Annotated in this window: 12 protein-coding genes and 1 tRNA gene; 3 read left to right on the top strand and 10 right to left on the bottom strand. The window is 67.8% G+C overall.

What is annotated here, in order from left to right; translation table 11 throughout:
• Positions 1–128: 128 nt before the first annotated feature.
• The 10 genes from GT030_RS27085 to GT030_RS27040 form a co-directional block, all read right to left on the bottom strand.
• Complete coding sequence (locus tag GT030_RS27085; protein ID WP_086689999.1) at positions 129–4,028, bottom strand: DNA-directed RNA polymerase subunit beta'; 3,900 nt, start codon at positions 4,026–4,028, stop codon at positions 129–131.
• A 97-nt stretch (positions 4,029–4,125) separates the two neighbouring features.
• The gene (gene rpoB / locus GT030_RS27080; RefSeq protein ID WP_161202436.1) at positions 4,126–7,611 is read right to left on the bottom strand and encodes a DNA-directed RNA polymerase subunit beta; all 3,486 of its coding nucleotides are present in this window, start codon (positions 7,609–7,611) and stop codon (positions 4,126–4,128) included.
• A 566-nt stretch (positions 7,612–8,177) separates the two neighbouring features.
• Positions 8,178–8,561 (bottom strand): 50S ribosomal protein L7/L12, encoded by a 384-nt coding sequence (gene rplL / locus GT030_RS27075; RefSeq protein WP_161202437.1) that lies wholly within the window; start codon positions 8,559–8,561, stop codon positions 8,178–8,180.
• A 116-nt stretch (positions 8,562–8,677) separates the two neighbouring features.
• The gene (gene rplJ / locus GT030_RS27070; RefSeq protein WP_086689993.1) at positions 8,678–9,208 is read right to left on the bottom strand and encodes a 50S ribosomal protein L10; all 531 of its coding nucleotides are present in this window, start codon (positions 9,206–9,208) and stop codon (positions 8,678–8,680) included.
• A gap of 283 nt (positions 9,209–9,491) precedes the next feature.
• Positions 9,492–10,355, bottom strand: a complete 864-nt coding sequence (locus GT030_RS27065) for a hypothetical protein (RefSeq protein ID WP_161202438.1) — start codon at positions 10,353–10,355, stop codon at positions 9,492–9,494.
• A gap of 158 nt (positions 10,356–10,513) precedes the next feature.
• Positions 10,514–11,239, bottom strand: a complete 726-nt coding sequence (rplA, locus tag GT030_RS27060) for a 50S ribosomal protein L1 (RefSeq protein WP_030811632.1) — start codon at positions 11,237–11,239, stop codon at positions 10,514–10,516.
• Positions 11,240–11,347: 108 nt separating this feature from the next.
• Positions 11,348–11,782 carry a 50S ribosomal protein L11 gene (gene rplK / locus GT030_RS27055; protein WP_030811629.1) on the bottom strand — a complete coding sequence of 145 codons (435 nt, stop codon included), beginning with the start codon at positions 11,780–11,782 and terminating at the stop codon, positions 11,348–11,350.
• 167 nt (positions 11,783–11,949) lie between these two features.
• Positions 11,950–12,825 carry a transcription termination/antitermination protein NusG gene (gene nusG, locus GT030_RS27050; protein ID WP_161202439.1) on the bottom strand — a complete coding sequence of 292 codons (876 nt, stop codon included), beginning with the start codon at positions 12,823–12,825 and terminating at the stop codon, positions 11,950–11,952.
• Between the two features lie 80 nt (positions 12,826–12,905).
• Positions 12,906–13,190, bottom strand: coding sequence for a preprotein translocase subunit SecE (gene secE / locus GT030_RS27045; RefSeq protein ID WP_030811625.1), 285 nt, complete (start codon positions 13,188–13,190; stop codon positions 12,906–12,908).
• A gap of 111 nt (positions 13,191–13,301) precedes the next feature.
• Positions 13,302–13,374 (bottom strand) — tRNA-Trp (locus GT030_RS27040).
• A gap of 259 nt (positions 13,375–13,633) precedes the next feature.
• Between GT030_RS27040 and GT030_RS27035 the strand changes: the two genes are divergently transcribed.
• The 3 genes from GT030_RS27035 to GT030_RS27025 form a co-directional block, all read left to right on the top strand.
• Positions 13,634–14,860 (top strand): pyridoxal phosphate-dependent aminotransferase, encoded by a 1,227-nt coding sequence (locus GT030_RS27035; protein WP_086689987.1) that lies wholly within the window; start codon positions 13,634–13,636, stop codon positions 14,858–14,860.
• A 125-nt stretch (positions 14,861–14,985) separates the two neighbouring features.
• A complete protein-coding gene (locus GT030_RS27030) occupies positions 14,986–16,029 on the top strand; it encodes an adenosine deaminase (RefSeq protein WP_161202440.1) in 1,044 nt (347 codons plus the stop codon).
• Positions 16,026–16,215 (top strand): NAD(P)H-binding protein (locus GT030_RS27025; protein ID WP_161202441.1); only part of this gene is annotated, 190 nt, incomplete at its 3' end. The genes GT030_RS27030 and GT030_RS27025, both read left to right, overlap by 4 nt.

Genomic DNA, 16,215 nt, shown 5'->3' with positions numbered 1-16,215 from the left:
TCCCCAACCCCCGGCCGGGGGTCTTCCATCATGCGCCCAAATGTCCGCCGGACGGGGGAAAAACGCCGAAGGGCGGCATCCCCGGTGGGGATGCCGCCCTTCAGTTCAAGCGCCTTACGGCTGCTCGCCTACTGGTTGTACGGACCGTAGTCGTAGTCCTCCAGCGGAACGGCCTGGCCGGAGCCCGCGCCGAACGGCGAGTAGTCGATGTCGTCGTAGCCGACGGCCGAGTACATCGCGGCCTTGGCCTCCTCGGTCGGCTCGACCCGGATGTTGCGGTAGCGGGACAGACCCGTACCGGCCGGGATGAGCTTACCGATGATGACGTTCTCCTTGAGGCCGATCAGGGAGTCGGACTTGGCGTTGATCGCCGCGTCCGTCAGGACCCTGGTCGTCTCCTGGAAGGAGGCCGCGGACAGCCACGACTCGGTCGCCAGCGACGCCTTGGTGATACCCATGAGCTGCGGACGGCCGGAGGCCGGGTGTCCGTTCTCCTGGACCACACGACGGTTCTCGGTCTCGAACTTCGAGCGCTCGACCAGCTCGCCGGGCAGCAGCTCGGCGTCGCCGGACTCGATGATCGTCACGCGGCGGAGCATCTGCCGGATGATGATCTCGATGTGCTTGTCGTGGATCGACACACCCTGCGAGTTGTAGACCTTCTGGACCTCGCCGACCAGGTGGACCTGGACGGCACGCTGGCCCAGGATGCGCAGCACGTCGTGCGGGTTGGTGGCACCCACGGTGAGCTGCTGGCCCACCTCGACGTGCTCGCCCTCGCGGACCAGGACCTTGGCACGCTTGGAGATCGGGAACGCCGTCTCGTCGCTGCCGTCGTCCGGGGTGACGACGATCTTCTTGGTCTTCTCGGTCTCCTCGATCCGCACGCGGCCGGAGGCCTCGGAGATCGGGGCGACACCCTTCGGGGTACGGGCCTCGAAGAGCTCGACCACACGGGGCAGACCCTGGGTGATGTCGTCACCGGCCACACCACCGGTGTGGAAGGTACGCATCGTCAGCTGGGTACCGGGCTCACCGATGGACTGGGCGGCGATGATGCCGACCGCCTCACCGATGTCGACCAGCTTGCCGGTGGCCAGCGAACGGCCGTAGCACATCGCGCAGGTGCCGACGGCGGACTCGCAGGTCAGGACCGAGCGGGTCTTGACCTCCTCGACGCCGTGCTTGACCAGCTCGTCGATGAGCACGTCGCCCAGGTCGGTGCCGGCCGGGGCCAGCACCTTGCCGTCGACGACGATGTCCTCGGCGAGGCAGCGCGCGTACACGGACGTCTCGACGTTGTCCGCCTTGCGCAGCACACCGTCGGCGCCACGCTCGGCGATCGACAGCTTGAGGCCGCGCTCGGTGCCGCAGTCCTCCTCGCGGATGATGACGTCCTGCGAGACGTCCACCAGACGACGGGTGAGGTAACCCGAGTCGGCGGTACGCAGGGCGGTGTCCGCCAGACCCTTACGGGCACCGTGCGTGGAGATGAAGTACTCCAGCACGGACAGGCCCTCACGGAAGGACGCCTTGATCGGACGCGGGATGGTCTCGTTCTTGGCGTTCGACACCAGACCACGCATACCGGCGATCTGCCGCATCTGCATCATGTTTCCTCGGGCACCCGAGTCAACCATCATGAAGATGGGGTTCGTCTTGGGGAAGTTCGCGTTCATCGCCTCGGCGACCTCGTTGGTCGCCTTGGTCCAGATCGCGATGAGCTCCTGCGTGCGCTCTTCCTTGGTGATCAGACCGCGCTCGTACTGCTTCTGGACCTTCTCGTCCTGCGCCTCGTAGCCCTTGACGATCTCCTTCTTCGCCTCGGGAACGACGACGTCGGAGATGGCCACGGTGACACCGGAACGGGTCGCCCAGTAGAAGCCCGCCGCCTTCAGGTTGTCGAGCGTCGCCGCCACGATGACCTTGGGGTAGCGCTCGGCCAGGTCGTTGACGATCTCGGAGAGCTGCTTCTTGCCCACCGAGTAGTCGACGAACGGGTAGTCCTCGGGCAGCAGCTCGTTGAAGAGCGCGCGGCCCAGCGTGGTGCGCAGGCGGAACGAGTCTCCCTGCTGCCACTCGGGCTCGCCCTCCTCGCGCGCCGGCGGCGTCCAGCCACGCGGCGGGATGGTGCCCACCGGGAAGCGGATGTCGATCGGCGACTGCAGGGCCAGCTCGCCGGCGTCGAACGCCATGGTCGCCTCGGCCGTGGAGCCGAACGCGCGGCCCTCGCCCTTGGTGTCACGGAGTTCGCCGTCGGTGGTGAGGAAGAACAGACCGAGGACCATGTCCTGGGTCGGCATCGTCACCGGACGGCCGTCGGCGGGCTTGAGGATGTTGTTCGAGGACAGCATCAGGATGCGGGCCTCGGCCTGCGCCTCCGCGGAGAGCGGCAGGTGCACGGCCATCTGGTCACCGTCGAAGTCCGCGTTGAAGGCGGTGCAGACGAGCGGGTGGATCTGGATGGCCTTGCCCTCGACCAGCTGCGGCTCGAAGGCCTGGATGCCGAGGCGGTGCAGGGTGGGAGCACGGTTCAGCAGAACCGGGTGCTCGGCGATGACCTCTTCGAGGACGTCGTACACGACCGTGCGGCCGCGCTCCACCATGCGCTTGGCGCTCTTGATGTTCTGCGCGTGGTTCAGGTCGACCAGGCGCTTCATCACGAACGGCTTGAACAGCTCCAGCGCCATCGCCTTGGGCAGACCGCACTGGTGCAGCTTGAGCTGCGGGCCGACGACGATGACGGAACGCGCCGAGTAGTCGACTCGCTTGCCGAGCAGGTTCTGACGGAAACGACCCTGCTTGCCCTTGAGCATGTCGCTCAGGGACTTCAGCGGGCGGTTGCCGGGACCGGTGACCGGGCGACCACGACGACCGTTGTCGAAGAGGGCGTCCACGGCCTCCTGGAGCATGCGCTTCTCGTTGTTCACGATGATCTCGGGCGCGCCGAGGTCGAGAAGCCGCTTCAGGCGGTTGTTGCGGTTGATGACACGGCGGTACAGGTCGTTCAGGTCGGAGGTCGCGAAGCGGCCACCGTCCAGCTGCACCATCGGACGCAGGTCCGGCGGGATGACCGGGACGCAGTCCAGGACCATGCCCTTGGGGCTGTTGGAGGTCTGCAGGAACGCGGAGACGACCTTGAGACGCTTGAGCGCACGGGTCTTCTTCTGGCCCTTGCCGGTACGGATGATCTCGCGGAGGCGCTCGGCCTCCTCCTCCAGGTCGAAGGACTCCAGGCGCTTCTGCAGCGCCGCGGCACCCATCGAACCGTCGAAGTACGTGCCGAAGCGGTCACGCAGCTCGCGGTAGAGCAGCTCGTCGCCCTCGAGGTCCTGGACCTTGAGGTTCTTGAAGCGGTTCCACACCTCGTCGAGGCGGTCGATCTCGCGCTGCGCGCGGTCACGGAGCTGCTTCATCTCGCGCTCGGCACCCTCGCGCACCTTGCGGCGCACGTCCGCCTTGGCGCCCTCGGCCTCCAGCTCGGCCAGGTCGGTCTCGAGCTTCTTGGCGCGGGCCTCCAGGTCGGAGTCGCGGCGGTTCTCGATCTGCTGACGCTCGACGGAGACGTGGGCCTCCAGCGACGGCAGGTCGCGCTGACGGCGCTCCTCGTCGACGTACGTGATCATGTACGCGGCGAAGTAGATGACCTTCTCGAGGTCCTTCGGGGCGAGGTCGAGCAGGTAGCCCAGCCGCGACGGAACGCCCTTGAAGTACCAGATGTGGGTGACGGGAGCGGCGAGCTCGATGTGGCCCATCCGCTCACGCCGCACCTTGGCGCGCGTGACCTCGACGCCACAGCGCTCACAGATGATGCCCTTGAAGCGGACACGCTTGTACTTGCCGCAGTAGCACTCCCAGTCCCGGGTCGGACCGAAGATCTTCTCGCAGAAGAGTCCGTCCTTCTCGGGCTTGAGGGTGCGGTAGTTGATGGTCTCGGGCTTCTTGACCTCGCCGTGGCTCCACTGGCGGATGTCGTCCGCGGTGGCCAGGCCGATCCGGAGCTCGTCGAAGAAGTTGACGTCGAGCACTATGCGTCAATCCCTCTCAGTGTCGTAAGTCTGTGGTCTGAAACGGGGGCCTGGGGGTCGGCGGGGTCCTCGGAGAGAGGACCCCGCCGGACTCCCGTCAGACCTCTTCGACGCTGCTCGGCTCGCGCCGGGACAGGTCGATGCCGAGCTCCTCCGCAGCGCGGAAGACGTCCTCGTCGGTGTCACGCATCTCGATGGACATGCCGTCGCTGGACAGCACCTCCACGTTGAGGCAGAGCGACTGCATCTCCTTGATGAGCACCTTGAAGGACTCGGGGATGCCGGGCTCGGGGATGTTCTCGCCCTTGACGATGGCCTCGTAGACCTTCACGCGGCCGGTCACGTCGTCGGACTTGATGGTCAGCAGCTCCTGGAGGGCGTAGGCGGCGCCGTAAGCCTCCAGCGCCCACACCTCCATCTCACCGAAGCGCTGGCCACCGAACTGGGCCTTACCACCCAGCGGCTGCTGGGTGATCATCGAGTACGGACCGGTCGAGCGGGCGTGCAGCTTGTCGTCGACCAGGTGGTGCAGCTTGAGGATGTACATGTACCCGATGGAGATCGGGTCCGGGAACGGCTCACCGGAGCGGCCGTCGAACAGCCTCGCCTTGCCGGTCGGCTGCACCATCCGCTCGCCGTCGCGGTTCGGGATGGTGTGCTGCAGCAGACCCGCCAGCTCGTCCTCGCGCGCGCCGTCGAACACCGGGGTGGCGACGTTGGTGCCGGGGTCGACCTGGTCGGCGCCGATGACCTGAAGGCGCTGCGCCCAGTCCTCGCCGAGCCCGGAGACGTCCCAGCCGCGGCTGGCGAGCCAGCCGAGGTGGATCTCCAGGACCTGTCCCGGGTTCATTCGGGACGGGACACCCAGCGGGTTGAGGATGATGTCGACCGGGGTGCCGTCCTCCAGGAACGGCATGTCCTCGATCGGCAGGATCTTGGAGATGACACCCTTGTTGCCGTGGCGGCCGGCGAGCTTGTCACCGTCGGTGATCTTGCGCTTCTGCGCGACGTAGACGCGGACCAGCTGGTTCACGCCCGGCGGCAGCTCGTCGCCCTCTTCGCGGTCGAAGACGCGGACACCGATGATCTTGCCGGTCTCGCCGTGCGGCACCTTCAGGGAGGTGTCGCGGACCTCACGGGCCTTCTCACCGAAGATCGCGCGGAGCAGACGCTCCTCCGGCGTCAGCTCGGTCTCACCCTTGGGCGTGACCTTGCCGACGAGGATGTCGCCCGCGGTGACCTCGGCGCCGATGCGGATGATGCCGCGCTCGTCGAGGTCGGCCAGGACCTCCTCGGAGACGTTCGGGATGTCCCGGGTGATCTCCTCGGGGCCGAGCTTGGTGTCACGGGCGTCGACCTCGTGCTCCTCGATGTGGATCGAGGAGAGGACGTCGTCCTGCACGAGGCGCTGCGACAGGATGATCGCGTCCTCGTAGTTGTGACCCTCCCACGGCATGAACGCCACGAGCAGGTTCTTGCCCAGGGCCATCTCGCCGTTCTCGGTGGCCGGACCGTCGGCCAGGACCTGGCCCTCGATGATCCGGTCACCCTCGTTGACGATGACCTTCTGGTTGACCGACGTGCCCTGGTTGGAGCGCGAGAACTTGTGCAGGCGGTACGTGATGTACGTGCCGTCGTCGTTGGCGGTGGTGACGTAGTCCGCGGAGACCTCCTGGACCACACCCGCCTTCTCGGCCTTGACCACGTCGCCGGCGTCGACGGCGGAGCGGTACTCCATGCCGGTGCCGACGAGCGGGGCCTCGCTCTTGATGAGCGGCACGGCCTGGCGCATCATGTTCGCGCCCATGAGGGCACGGTTGGCGTCGTCGTGCTCGAGGAACGGGATCATCGCGGTGGCGACGGACACCATCTGGCGCGGCGACACGTCCATGTAGTCGACGTCGTCACCGGGGACGTAGTCGACCTCTCCGCCACGACGGCGGACCAGGACGCGGGCCTCCTCGAACCGCATGTCGTCATTGAGCGTGGCGTTGGCCTGCGCGATGACGAAGCGGTCCTCCTCGTCGGCGGTCAGGTAGTCCACCTCGTCGGTGACCTGGCCTTCGACGACCTTGCGGTACGGGGTCTCGACGAAACCGAACGCGTTGACCCGGCCGTAGGAGGCGAGCGAGCCGATCAGACCGATGTTCGGGCCTTCGGGCGTCTCGATCGGGCACATGCGGCCGTAGTGCGAGGGGTGCACGTCACGGACCTCGAAGCCGGCCCGCTCACGGGAGAGACCACCCGGACCGAGCGCCGACAGACGGCGCTTGTGGGTGAGACCCGACAGCGGGTTGTTCTGGTCCATGAACTGCGACAGCTGGCTGGTGCCGAAGAACTCCTTGATGGAGGCGACGACCGGCCGGATGTTGATCAGGGTCTGCGGCGTGATCGCCTCGACGTCCTGGGTGGTCATGCGCTCGCGCACGACCCGCTCCATACGGGCGAGACCCGTACGGACCTGGTTCTGGATCAGCTCACCGACGCTGCGGAGGCGGCGGTTGCCGAAGTGGTCGATGTCGTCGGTCTCGACGACGATCGACTGACCGCTGTCGCCGACCGTCTCGGTCTCACCGGCGTGCAGCTTGACCAGGTACTTGATCGTCGAGATGACGTCCTCGGTGGTGAGCACACCCGCGCTGAGCGGGGCGTCGGCACCGAGCTTCTTGTTCACCTTGTAGCGGCCGACCTTGGCGAGGTCGTAGCGCTTGGGGTTGAAGTAGAGGTTCTCGAGCAGCGTCTGCGCGGCCTCACGGGTGGGGGGCTCGCCCGGACGCAGCTTGCGGTAGATGTCGAGCAGCGCGTCGTCCTGGCCCTGGGTGTGGTCCTTCTCCAGGGTGGCGCGCATGGACTCGTACTCGCCGAACTCCTCGAGGATCTGCTCGGTCGTCCAGCCGAGCGCCTTGAGCAGAACGGTGACCGACTGCTTGCGCTTGCGGTCGATGCGGACACCGACCATGTCGCGCTTGTCGATCTCCATCTCCAGCCAGGCACCCCGGGACGGGATGATCTTGGCGGAGAAGATGTCCTTGTCGGACGTCTTGTCGATGGAGGAGTCGAAGTAGACACCCGGCGAGCGGACGAGCTGCGACACCACGACACGCTCGGTGCCGTTGATGACGAAGGTGCCCTTGTTCGTCATGAGCGGGAAGTCACCCATGAAGACGGTCTGGGACTTGATCTCGCCGGTCTCGTTGTTGGTGAACTCGGCGGTGACGAAGAGCGGCGCGGCGTACGTGAAGTCGCGGTCCTTGCACTCGTCGATGGAGTTCTTCGGCGGCTCGAAGCGGTGGTCGCGGAACGTCAGCGACATCGACCCGGAGAAGTCCTCGATCGGGGAGATCTCCTCGAAGATCTCCTCCAGACCGGACTTGGTGGGAACGTCCTGACCGTTCTCGAGAGCCTTCTCGACGCGAGCCTTCCAGGCGTCGTTGCCGAGCAGCCAGTCGAAGCTCTCGGTCTGGAGCGCAAGAAGGTTCGGAACCTCGAGGGGCTCCTTGATCTTTGCAAAGGAGATGCGCAGCGGGGCGGTGCTGGCGCCGTTGTTCGTATTCGCGGTCGAGGCAGTGCGCGAGGCGGCCAAGAGGGGGTCCTTCCGAGGGCTCGGACTCACTACGCGCGTACCGGTCCCTCTCTCAGGCTCACGACGGGAAACCCCAGGTCAGGGAAGTTCGGCGTCGGTGCTCGAGTGAGGGCAGACCCCTGGTGACGGGCAGGGGACAGCTAACAGGCAGCGCAAAGGGTCAGTGTAGCCACTTGGCACACTGATGTCCAGTCCCGGTTTCGGAGACCCTCGTTTTTCTCAACGCCCTCGTGTTCGACGCCCTCGGCCCGTTGCCCTCGACGCAGGATGATCCTGCCCTCTTCGCCGTCGATCCATGCCTCGGATTCGGATCGTTGTGACGACGCGTCCTGAGAATTGCGCGCTGCGTGCGGTTCGTCAAGGCCCCCCAGCCGGAATGGGGCCTTCCGGAGACACAACGAAGATCACCATACCCCTCGCCACGACGAGTGCAAGGCAACCGTGGTCCCCCCGCGGATACGCCGAAGAGCGACCACCCGGATGGATGATCGCTCTTCGGTGCGTTCGCGTTACAGCCTCTTCAGGCCGCGGTCACGCGGGTGAGGTTCGCGGAACCCCGTGAGGTGTTACTTGACCTCGACGGAGGCGCCGGCGCCCTTGAGGGACTCGGCAGCCTTCTCCGCGGCCTCCTTGGTGACCTTCTCGAGGACCGGCTTCGGAGCGCCGTCGACGAGGTCCTTGGCCTCCTTCAGACCCAGGGAGGTCAGCTCGCGCACGACCTTGATGACCTGGATCTTCTTGTCGCCGGCGCCGGTGAGGACGACGTCGAACTCGTCCTGCTCCTCGGCAGCCTCGGCCGGGGCGCCGGTGGCGGCCGGGCCGGCCACGGCGACCGCGGCGGCGGCGGTGACGTCGAACTTCTCCTCGAAGGCCTTCACGAACTCGGAGAGCTCGATGAGGGTCATCTCCTCGAACTGGGCAAGCAGCTCGTCCTGGGTGAGCTTCGCCATGATGGCGGTCCTTCCACTCGATCGGCGGGTGCCGTATGTACTGGATGTGGCGGGCGTACGTCGGCCCGCTGCGACCCCGGCCGCCTCATGCGGCAAGGGTCAGAAAGCGAGCCGAATTACTCGGCACCGCCCTGCTCGGCCTGCTTGGCACGGAGCGCGTCCACGGTGCGGACGAGCTTCGAGGGCAGCGCCTGGAAGAGCTGAGCAGCCTGGGACTGCTTGCCCTTGAAGGCACCGGCCAGCTTGCTGAGCAGAACCTCGCGGGACTCGAGGTCCGCAAGCTTCTTGATCTCGTCGGCGGACAGCGCCTTGCCGTCAAGGACACCGCCCTTGATGACGAGATTCGGGTTGTCCTTGGCGAAGTCACGGAGACCCTTCGCCGACTCCACCGGGTCACCGGTGACGAAGGCGACAGCCGTCGGACCGTTGAACAGGTCGTCCAGCGTGGTGATCCCGGCCTCGTTGGCCGCAATCTTGGTCAGCGTGTTCTTCACCACGGCGTACTTGGCGTTCTCACCGAGCGACCGGCGCAGGGTCTTGACCTGCGCCACGGTGAGACCGCGGTACTCGGTAAGCACGGCAGCGGTGGAGTTGCGGAACGCTTCCGTCAACTCGGACACTGCGGCAGCCTTGTCGGGCCTCGCCATAGAGCCTCGGCCTCCTTCCGGGTGATTCTGACCGCGCGGACCCGAAGGAGGAGACTGGGAAAACGAAACGCCCCGGCGCAGGCGCTCGGGGCGGACTCGACCGGGCGCCTACGCGTGAGCGCGTCTGCTCCGGGAGTTCTTCCACTGACACCTGCGCGGGTCGCCCACTTTGCAGTAGGTCCTTCGGCCACCACACCCTCAGGTGAGCGTGCGGTAACGACCAGCGGTCTTTGGCTTCTCGAGGAGAGTACGTGACTCGGGCACCGACGGGCAAATCCGGTGCTCAGCGGCTTTCGGCGGCCCCCTTGGAGCGGGCCAGCTCCGTGAAGTCACGGGTGTCGGAGGCGGGAGGCGCCTCGGCGGCGATACGGACGCCGTAGTCCCGGTAGTAGGCGGTGCTGACCAGGCTGCCCTGGGCGGTGTCGGCCCGCTCCACCTTCTTGACCAGCAGGTTCCGGTGGTCGATCCACAGGTCGACGGTTTCCGTGCGGACCCCGGCCTGGTCGAGCTGCCGCTTCAGCCCGGCCAGCTCGCGCGCGCTGAGCCCGCTGTCCCGGCCCGCCAGGTCGGCCACCCGGACCCGGCCCCGGTAGTGCGTCGCCAGGGCGCCCCGGACCCGCTCGGTGCCGACCCGGCGCACGTCCCCGGAGGCCAGCAGCATCTTCACCGACTGGTTGGGGGTGGTGTTGCGCATCTGGTCCTTCAGATACATCCCGAAGCCGTCGCCGCCGCGCGCCAGATCGGCGTACCCGTACTTGATCCAGTGCCTGCCGCCGGCCCGCTTGGCGAAGGCGTCGCTCATGCGCGCGTAGTAGGCGTCCGGGAGGTAGCGGGCCCTGAGGGACGGGGTGCCGGCCCTGCGCATCGCGGCAGCCAGGGCACCGCCGGTGTAACGGATGGTGAGGTGGCCGGTGACCCCGTCGTGCCAGCGCAGGGCGCCGTCCGAGGACAGGGAGAGGGTCTTGCCGTAGCTGAGCGTGGAGCGCACCCGGACCGACTCGGCGCGGTCGGTGGAGTGCTCGGCGGAGCGCAGGGCGGCCATCGAGCGGGCCTGGCCGGCGTCGTGGGCGTCGCCGCACGCGGCCGGGGTGGACAGGGCCAGCGCCATCGCCGCGAACCCCGCCCGGCGGACGTTCGTGCTCCTCATCCGGTCCCCCACCTCTGTACGCGCCTGTCGGCACCGTAACCCAGGGTGCTCCCGGCCGGGAGGGGAGGCGGAAAAGGGGAGGACCCCGCACCCGGAGGGGGTGCGGGGTCCTCGGCCTGCCTCACGCGTCGCAGACGCGGCTACCGGTGAGCGAAGGCTCAGACGGCGGCCGGGTCCTCCTCGACGAGGAGGTTGCGGGTGCGGTTCTGGTCCACCAGGATGCCGGGGCCCATCGTGGTGCTGATGGCGGCCTTCTTGATGTAGCGACCCTTGGCGGCGGACGGCTTCAGACGGAGGATCTCCTCCAGCGCGGCGCCGTAGTTCTCCACCAGCTTGTCGTCGTCGAACGACGTCTTGCCGATGATGAAGTGCAGGTTCGAGTGCTTGTCGACGCGGAACTCGATCTTGCCGCCCTTGATCTCGGTCACGGCCTTGGCCACGTCCGGGGTCACGGTGCCGGTCTTCGGGTTCGGCATCAGACCACGCGGGCCGAGGACGCGGCCGAGGCGGCCGACCTTGCCCATGAGGTCCGGGGTGGCGACGACGGCGTCGAAGTCCAGACGGCCCTTCGCCACCTCGTCGATCAGCTCGTCGGCACCGACGATGTCGGCGCCGGCGGCACGCGCGGCCTCGGCACGGTCACCGGTCGCGAAGACCAGGACCCGAGCGGTCTTACCAGTGCCGTGCGGGAGGTTCACGGTGCCACGGACCATCTGGTCGGCCTTGCGCGGGTCGACACCCAGGCGGAAGGCGACCTCGACGGTGCCGTCGAACTTGGTCGTGGAGGTCTCCTTGGCGAGACGGACGGCCTCGAGCGGGGCGTACAGCTTCTCCCGGTCGACCTTGGCGTCCGCAGCGCGGAGAGCCTTGCTGCGCTTGCTCACAACTTGCTCCTGTGTGTTCTGAAAAAGGAGTCGTGGTGTACGGGCCGAGCAGGCCCTGCCACGTGCGACCGCCCGTTCGGCAGCCGCGGGGAACTACGAAGGTGGGGCTCAGCCCTCGACCGTGATGCCCATGGAGCGCGCGGTACCGGCGATGATCTTCGCGGCGGCGTCCAGGTCATTGGCGTTGAGGTCGGGCATCTTCGTGGTGGCGATCTCGCGGACCTGCGCGTCGGTGATCTTCGCGACCTTGGTCTTGTGCGGCTCGCCGGAGCCCTTCTCGACACCAGCGGCCTTGAGGATCATCTTCGCGGCCGGCGGAGTCTTGGTCACGAAGGTGAAGGAACGGTCCTCGTAGACCGTGATCTCCACCGGGATGACCCAGCCACGCTGCGACTCGGTCGCGGCGTTGTAGGCCTTGCAGAACTCCATGATGTTGACGCCGTGCTGACCGAGCGCGGGGCCGACCGGCGGGGCCGGGTTCGCCGCACCGGCGTTGATCTGGAGCTTGATGAGCCCCGTGACCTTCTTCTTCTTGGGAGGCATAGCTCTCCGGGTCCTTTCGATTCGGGTCCTGCCCGCGTAAGGGGACCAACCCGGACGCAGGCATACCGCACAACGATAGCGGGTATAGATGTGCGGCTAAAAACCGTGCAGGTCAGACCGGCTGCGAGAGCCCGTCTGACCTGCACGGAAGCGTGTGACCAGAAAAACTAGTTCTTCTGGATCTGGTCGAAGCTCAGCTCGACCGGGGTCTCGCGGCCGAAGATCTCGACGAGGCCCTTGACCTTCTTCGAGTCGGCGTTGATCTCGTTGATCGTGGCCTGGAGGGTGGCGAAGGGGCCGTCGGTGACGGTGACCGAGTCGCCGACCTCGAAGTCCAGCACCTGGACCTCGACCTTGCGCTGCGGGGCGGGCTTGCCCTCGGCCTCGGCGGCCTCGCGGGCGGCCTTCTCCTCGGCCTCCGGGGCGAGCATCTTGACGATCTCGTCCAGGGTCAGCGGGTAGGGGTCGTAGGCGTTGCCGACGAAGCCGGTGACGCCGGGGGTGTTGCGGACGACGCCCCAGGACTCGTTCGTCAGGTCCATGCGGACCAGGACGTAACCCGGCAGCTTGTTCTGCTTGATCGTCTTGCGGTCGCCGTTCTTGATCTGGACGACCTCTTCCTGCGGCACCTCGGCCTGGAAGATGTAGTCCTCGACGTTCAGCGAGACGGCGCGCTGCTCCAGGTTCGTCTTCACACGGTTCTCGTAACCCGCGTAGGTGTGGATGACGTACCACTCGCCGGGCAGCGTGCGCAGCTCCTCGCGGAGCGCGGCGACGGGGTCGACCGGCGCGGCCGGCTCCTCCTCGACGACCTCGGCGGCGTCCTGGGCCTCGACGGCTTCGCCGGCCTCGCCCGCCTCGTCGGTCTCGACGACGTCCTCTTCGACCTCGGTGACCGCTTCGGCGGGCTCGCCCGCAGCGGCCTCGGCAGCCTCGAACTCGTCCTGCTCGTCCGCGCCCTCGACGGTGTCGAGCTCGGCGTCCACCGCCTCGGCGGTTTCTCGGCGAGGCTCGGTGGCGTCGTTCAGGTTCGGGTCAGACACGATGGCTGCTTCTTCCTGGATACATAGGGGTGGAACATGCGAAAAAAGGCGCCGGTACCACGGCGCCCTTCGCTCTTGGCTCAGCCGAAGACGTACTTGGCCGCGTGGTTGAGGCCATAGTCAATCACGGTGACCAAGCCAATCATGATGACGACGAAGACGATCACGACGGTCGTGTACGACGTCAGCTGATTGCGGGTCGGCCAGACGACCTTGCGGAGTTCCGCGATGATCTGGCGGTAGAAGGTGGCAAGACGCTTCAGCGGGCCCTTCTTGGCACGCTTGCCGCCCTTGCGGGGCTTCTTGGCATCCGACAGCTCGTCCTGGGCATCAGGCGTGTCGATGGAGCCCACGGCGTCCGTCATGCGTCCTCACCTGATCCCGGAATCGTGGCCGTGCCGCGCCCGGTGAATTCAGAGCCGCACGGCGGTGCATTGCTGTACGTACATGCGCACACATCCTGGCGGTGTGTGTAGCAGGGCCGGAGGGACTTGAACCCCCAACCGCCGGTTTTGGAGACCGGTGCTCTACCAATTGAGCTACGACCCTTTGGTGTCCCCCAACCTACCGCATCCGCCCGACCGCCCAGTGTGGAGCGGTCACGCGGTGGCTGCTGGAGGCCAACGAGGTGAGAGTGTACGTGCTCCACGCCCCCGCGTCGAACAGAAAGTGCCCGGCCGGGCGCCCGGAGTGGAAGATCGTCCAGGCGGCGGCCCGGATTCGGACCCTTGTTCCGCCGGCCGCCCGGTGCTGTTCAGTCTGTGAAACCCGTGTGCCCGCCGTGTTTCCGGTCTGGAACGATGGGCGTATGAGCGCTGCAACCCCTCCCACCGAGCGCCGGGTCTCCGCCCGAGTCGGCGCGATCTCCGAGTCCGCCACCCTCGCCGTGGACGCCAAGGCCAAGGCCCTCAAGGCCGCCGGGCGTCCGGTGATCGGCTTCGGCGCCGGTGAACCCGACTTCCCGACCCCGGACTACATCGTCGAGGCGGCCGTAGAGGCCTGCCGGAACCCGAAGTTCCACCGCTACACCCCGGCCGGCGGCCTGCCCGAGCTGAAGGCGGCCATCGCCGCGAAGACCCTGCGGGACTCCGGCTACGAGGTCGACGCCTCGCAGATCCTGGTGACCAACGGCGGCAAGCAGGCCATCTACGAGGCGTTCGCCGCGATCCTCGACCCGGGCGACGAGGTCATCGTCCCGGCGCCGTACTGGACCACCTACCCGGAGTCGATCCGGCTCGCGGGCGGTGTCCCGGTGGAGGTCGTGGCGGACGAGACGACCGGCTACCGCGTCACCGTCGAACAGCTGGAGGCCGCCCGCACGGAGAAGACGAAGGTCGTCCTCTTCGTCTCGCCGTCCAACCCGACCGGCGCGGTCTACAGCGAGGCCGAGGCGGAGGCCATCGGCCGCTGGGCCGTCGAGCACGGCCTGTGGGTGCTGACCGACGAGATCTACGAGCACCTGGTCTACGGCGACGCCACCTTCACCTCGCTGCCCGCGATCCTGCCCGAGCTGCGGGACAAGTGCATCGTGGTCAACGGTGTCGCCAAGACGTACGCCATGACCGGCTGGCGGGTGGGCTGGGTCATCGGTCCGAAGGACGTGGTCAAGGCCGCGACCAACCTCCAGTCGCACGCCACCTCCAACGTCTCCAACGTCGCGCAGGCCGCCGCGCTGGCCGCCGTCTCCGGCGACCTGAAGGCCGTGGCGGAGATGCGCGAGGCGTTCGACCGGCGCCGCCGGACCATCGTGCGGATGCTGAACGAGATCGACGGCGTGCTGTGCCCGGAGCCGGAGGGTGCCTTCTACGTCTACCCGTCGGTGAAGGACCTCCTGGGCAAGGAGATCCGGGGCAAGCGCCCCGCGACCACGGTCGAGCTGGCCGCGCTGATCCTGGAGGAGGCCGAGGTCGCGGTCGTCCCCGGTGAGGCGTTCGGCACGCCGGGGTACCTGCGGCTGTCGTACGCGCTGGGTGACGAGGACCTGATCGAGGGTGTCAGCCGGATGCAGAAGCTGCTGGCGGAGGCGCGGGACTGAGGTCCTTTTCGGCGGGGCGCGGCCTGTTCACGGTGAGCAGGCCGCGCCCCGCTTCTGTGTGCGAGCAAGACCACTAAAGGGGAACCGGCTACCGGTGTGGCCTCCCGGTGCGGCAGGATCTCTGGATGGAGCGTGTACGTGATCTCTCGGAGCTTCCCAAGGCCCATCTGCATCTGCACTTCACCGGCTCGATGCGCCCCGGCACCGTCCTGGAGCTGGCCGACAAATACGGCGTCCGGCTGCCCGAGACCCTGATCGATGCCCTGACCAGCGGCGAGCCGCCGAAACTGCGGGCCACCGACGAGCGCGGCTGGTTCCGCTTCCAGCGGCTGTACGACGCGGCGCGCTCGTGCGTGCGTGAGCCCGAGGACATCCAGCGGCTGGTCCGGGAGGCCGCCGAGGAGGATGTCCGGGACGGCTCGGGCTGGCTGGAGATCCAGGTGGACCCGACCTCGTACGCCCCCCGGCTGGGCGGACTGATCCCGGCGCTGGAGATCATCCTGGACGCGGTGGACAGCGCCTCCCGCGACACCGGGCTCGGGATGCGGGTGCTGGTGGCCGCGAACCGGATGAAGCACCCGCTGGACGCCCGCACGCTGGCCCGTCTCGCGGTGCGGTACGCGGACCGGGGCGTCGTCGGCTTCGGCCTCTCCAACGACGAGCGGCGCGGCATGGCGCGCGACTTCGACCGGGCCTTCCACATCGCCCGCGAGGGCGGTCTGCTGTCGGCGCCGCACGGCGGTGAGCTGACCGGCCCGGCCTCGGTGCGCGACTGCCTGGACGACCTGCACGCCACCCGGATCGGGCACGGGGTGCGCGCCGCAGAGGACCCGCGCCTGCTGAAGCGGCTCGCGGACCGGGGCATCACCTGCGAGGTCTGCCCGGCCTCCAACGTGGCTCTCGGCGTCTACGAGAAGCCCGAGGACGTCCCCCTGCGCACTCTGTTCGAGAGCGGCGTCCCGCTGGCCCTCGGCGCCGACGACCCCCTCCTCTTCGGCTCCCGGCTGGCCGCCCAGTACGAGATCGCCCGCCATCACCACGCCTTCACCGACGCCGAACTCGCCGAACTGGCCCGGCAGTCGGTACGCGGGTCGGCGGCGCCCCCTGAGACGAAGGAGCGTCTGCTGGCGGGCGTGGACAAGTGGCTGACCGAGCCGGTGAGCGCATGAGGCTGACCGTGTTCGGCGCCACCGGCGGTGTGGGCGGCGAGATCGTCCGGCAGGCCCTGGACGCGGGGCACGAGGTGACGGCCGTCGTCCGGGACCCGGCCCGGCTCACCGTCACCGGGGAGCGGCTGCAGGTGGTCCGGGCCGGCCTGTCCGACCCGGAGGCGCTGCGCGGCGCCGTCGCGGGCC

This window comes from Streptomyces sp. SID1328, from assembly GCF_009865595.1.
GTDB lineage: Bacteria > Actinomycetota > Actinomycetes > Streptomycetales > Streptomycetaceae > Streptomyces > Streptomyces griseoluteus.
Note: the sequence above shows the minus strand (reverse complement) of the source record. Positions and strands in the feature narration are given on the sequence as shown.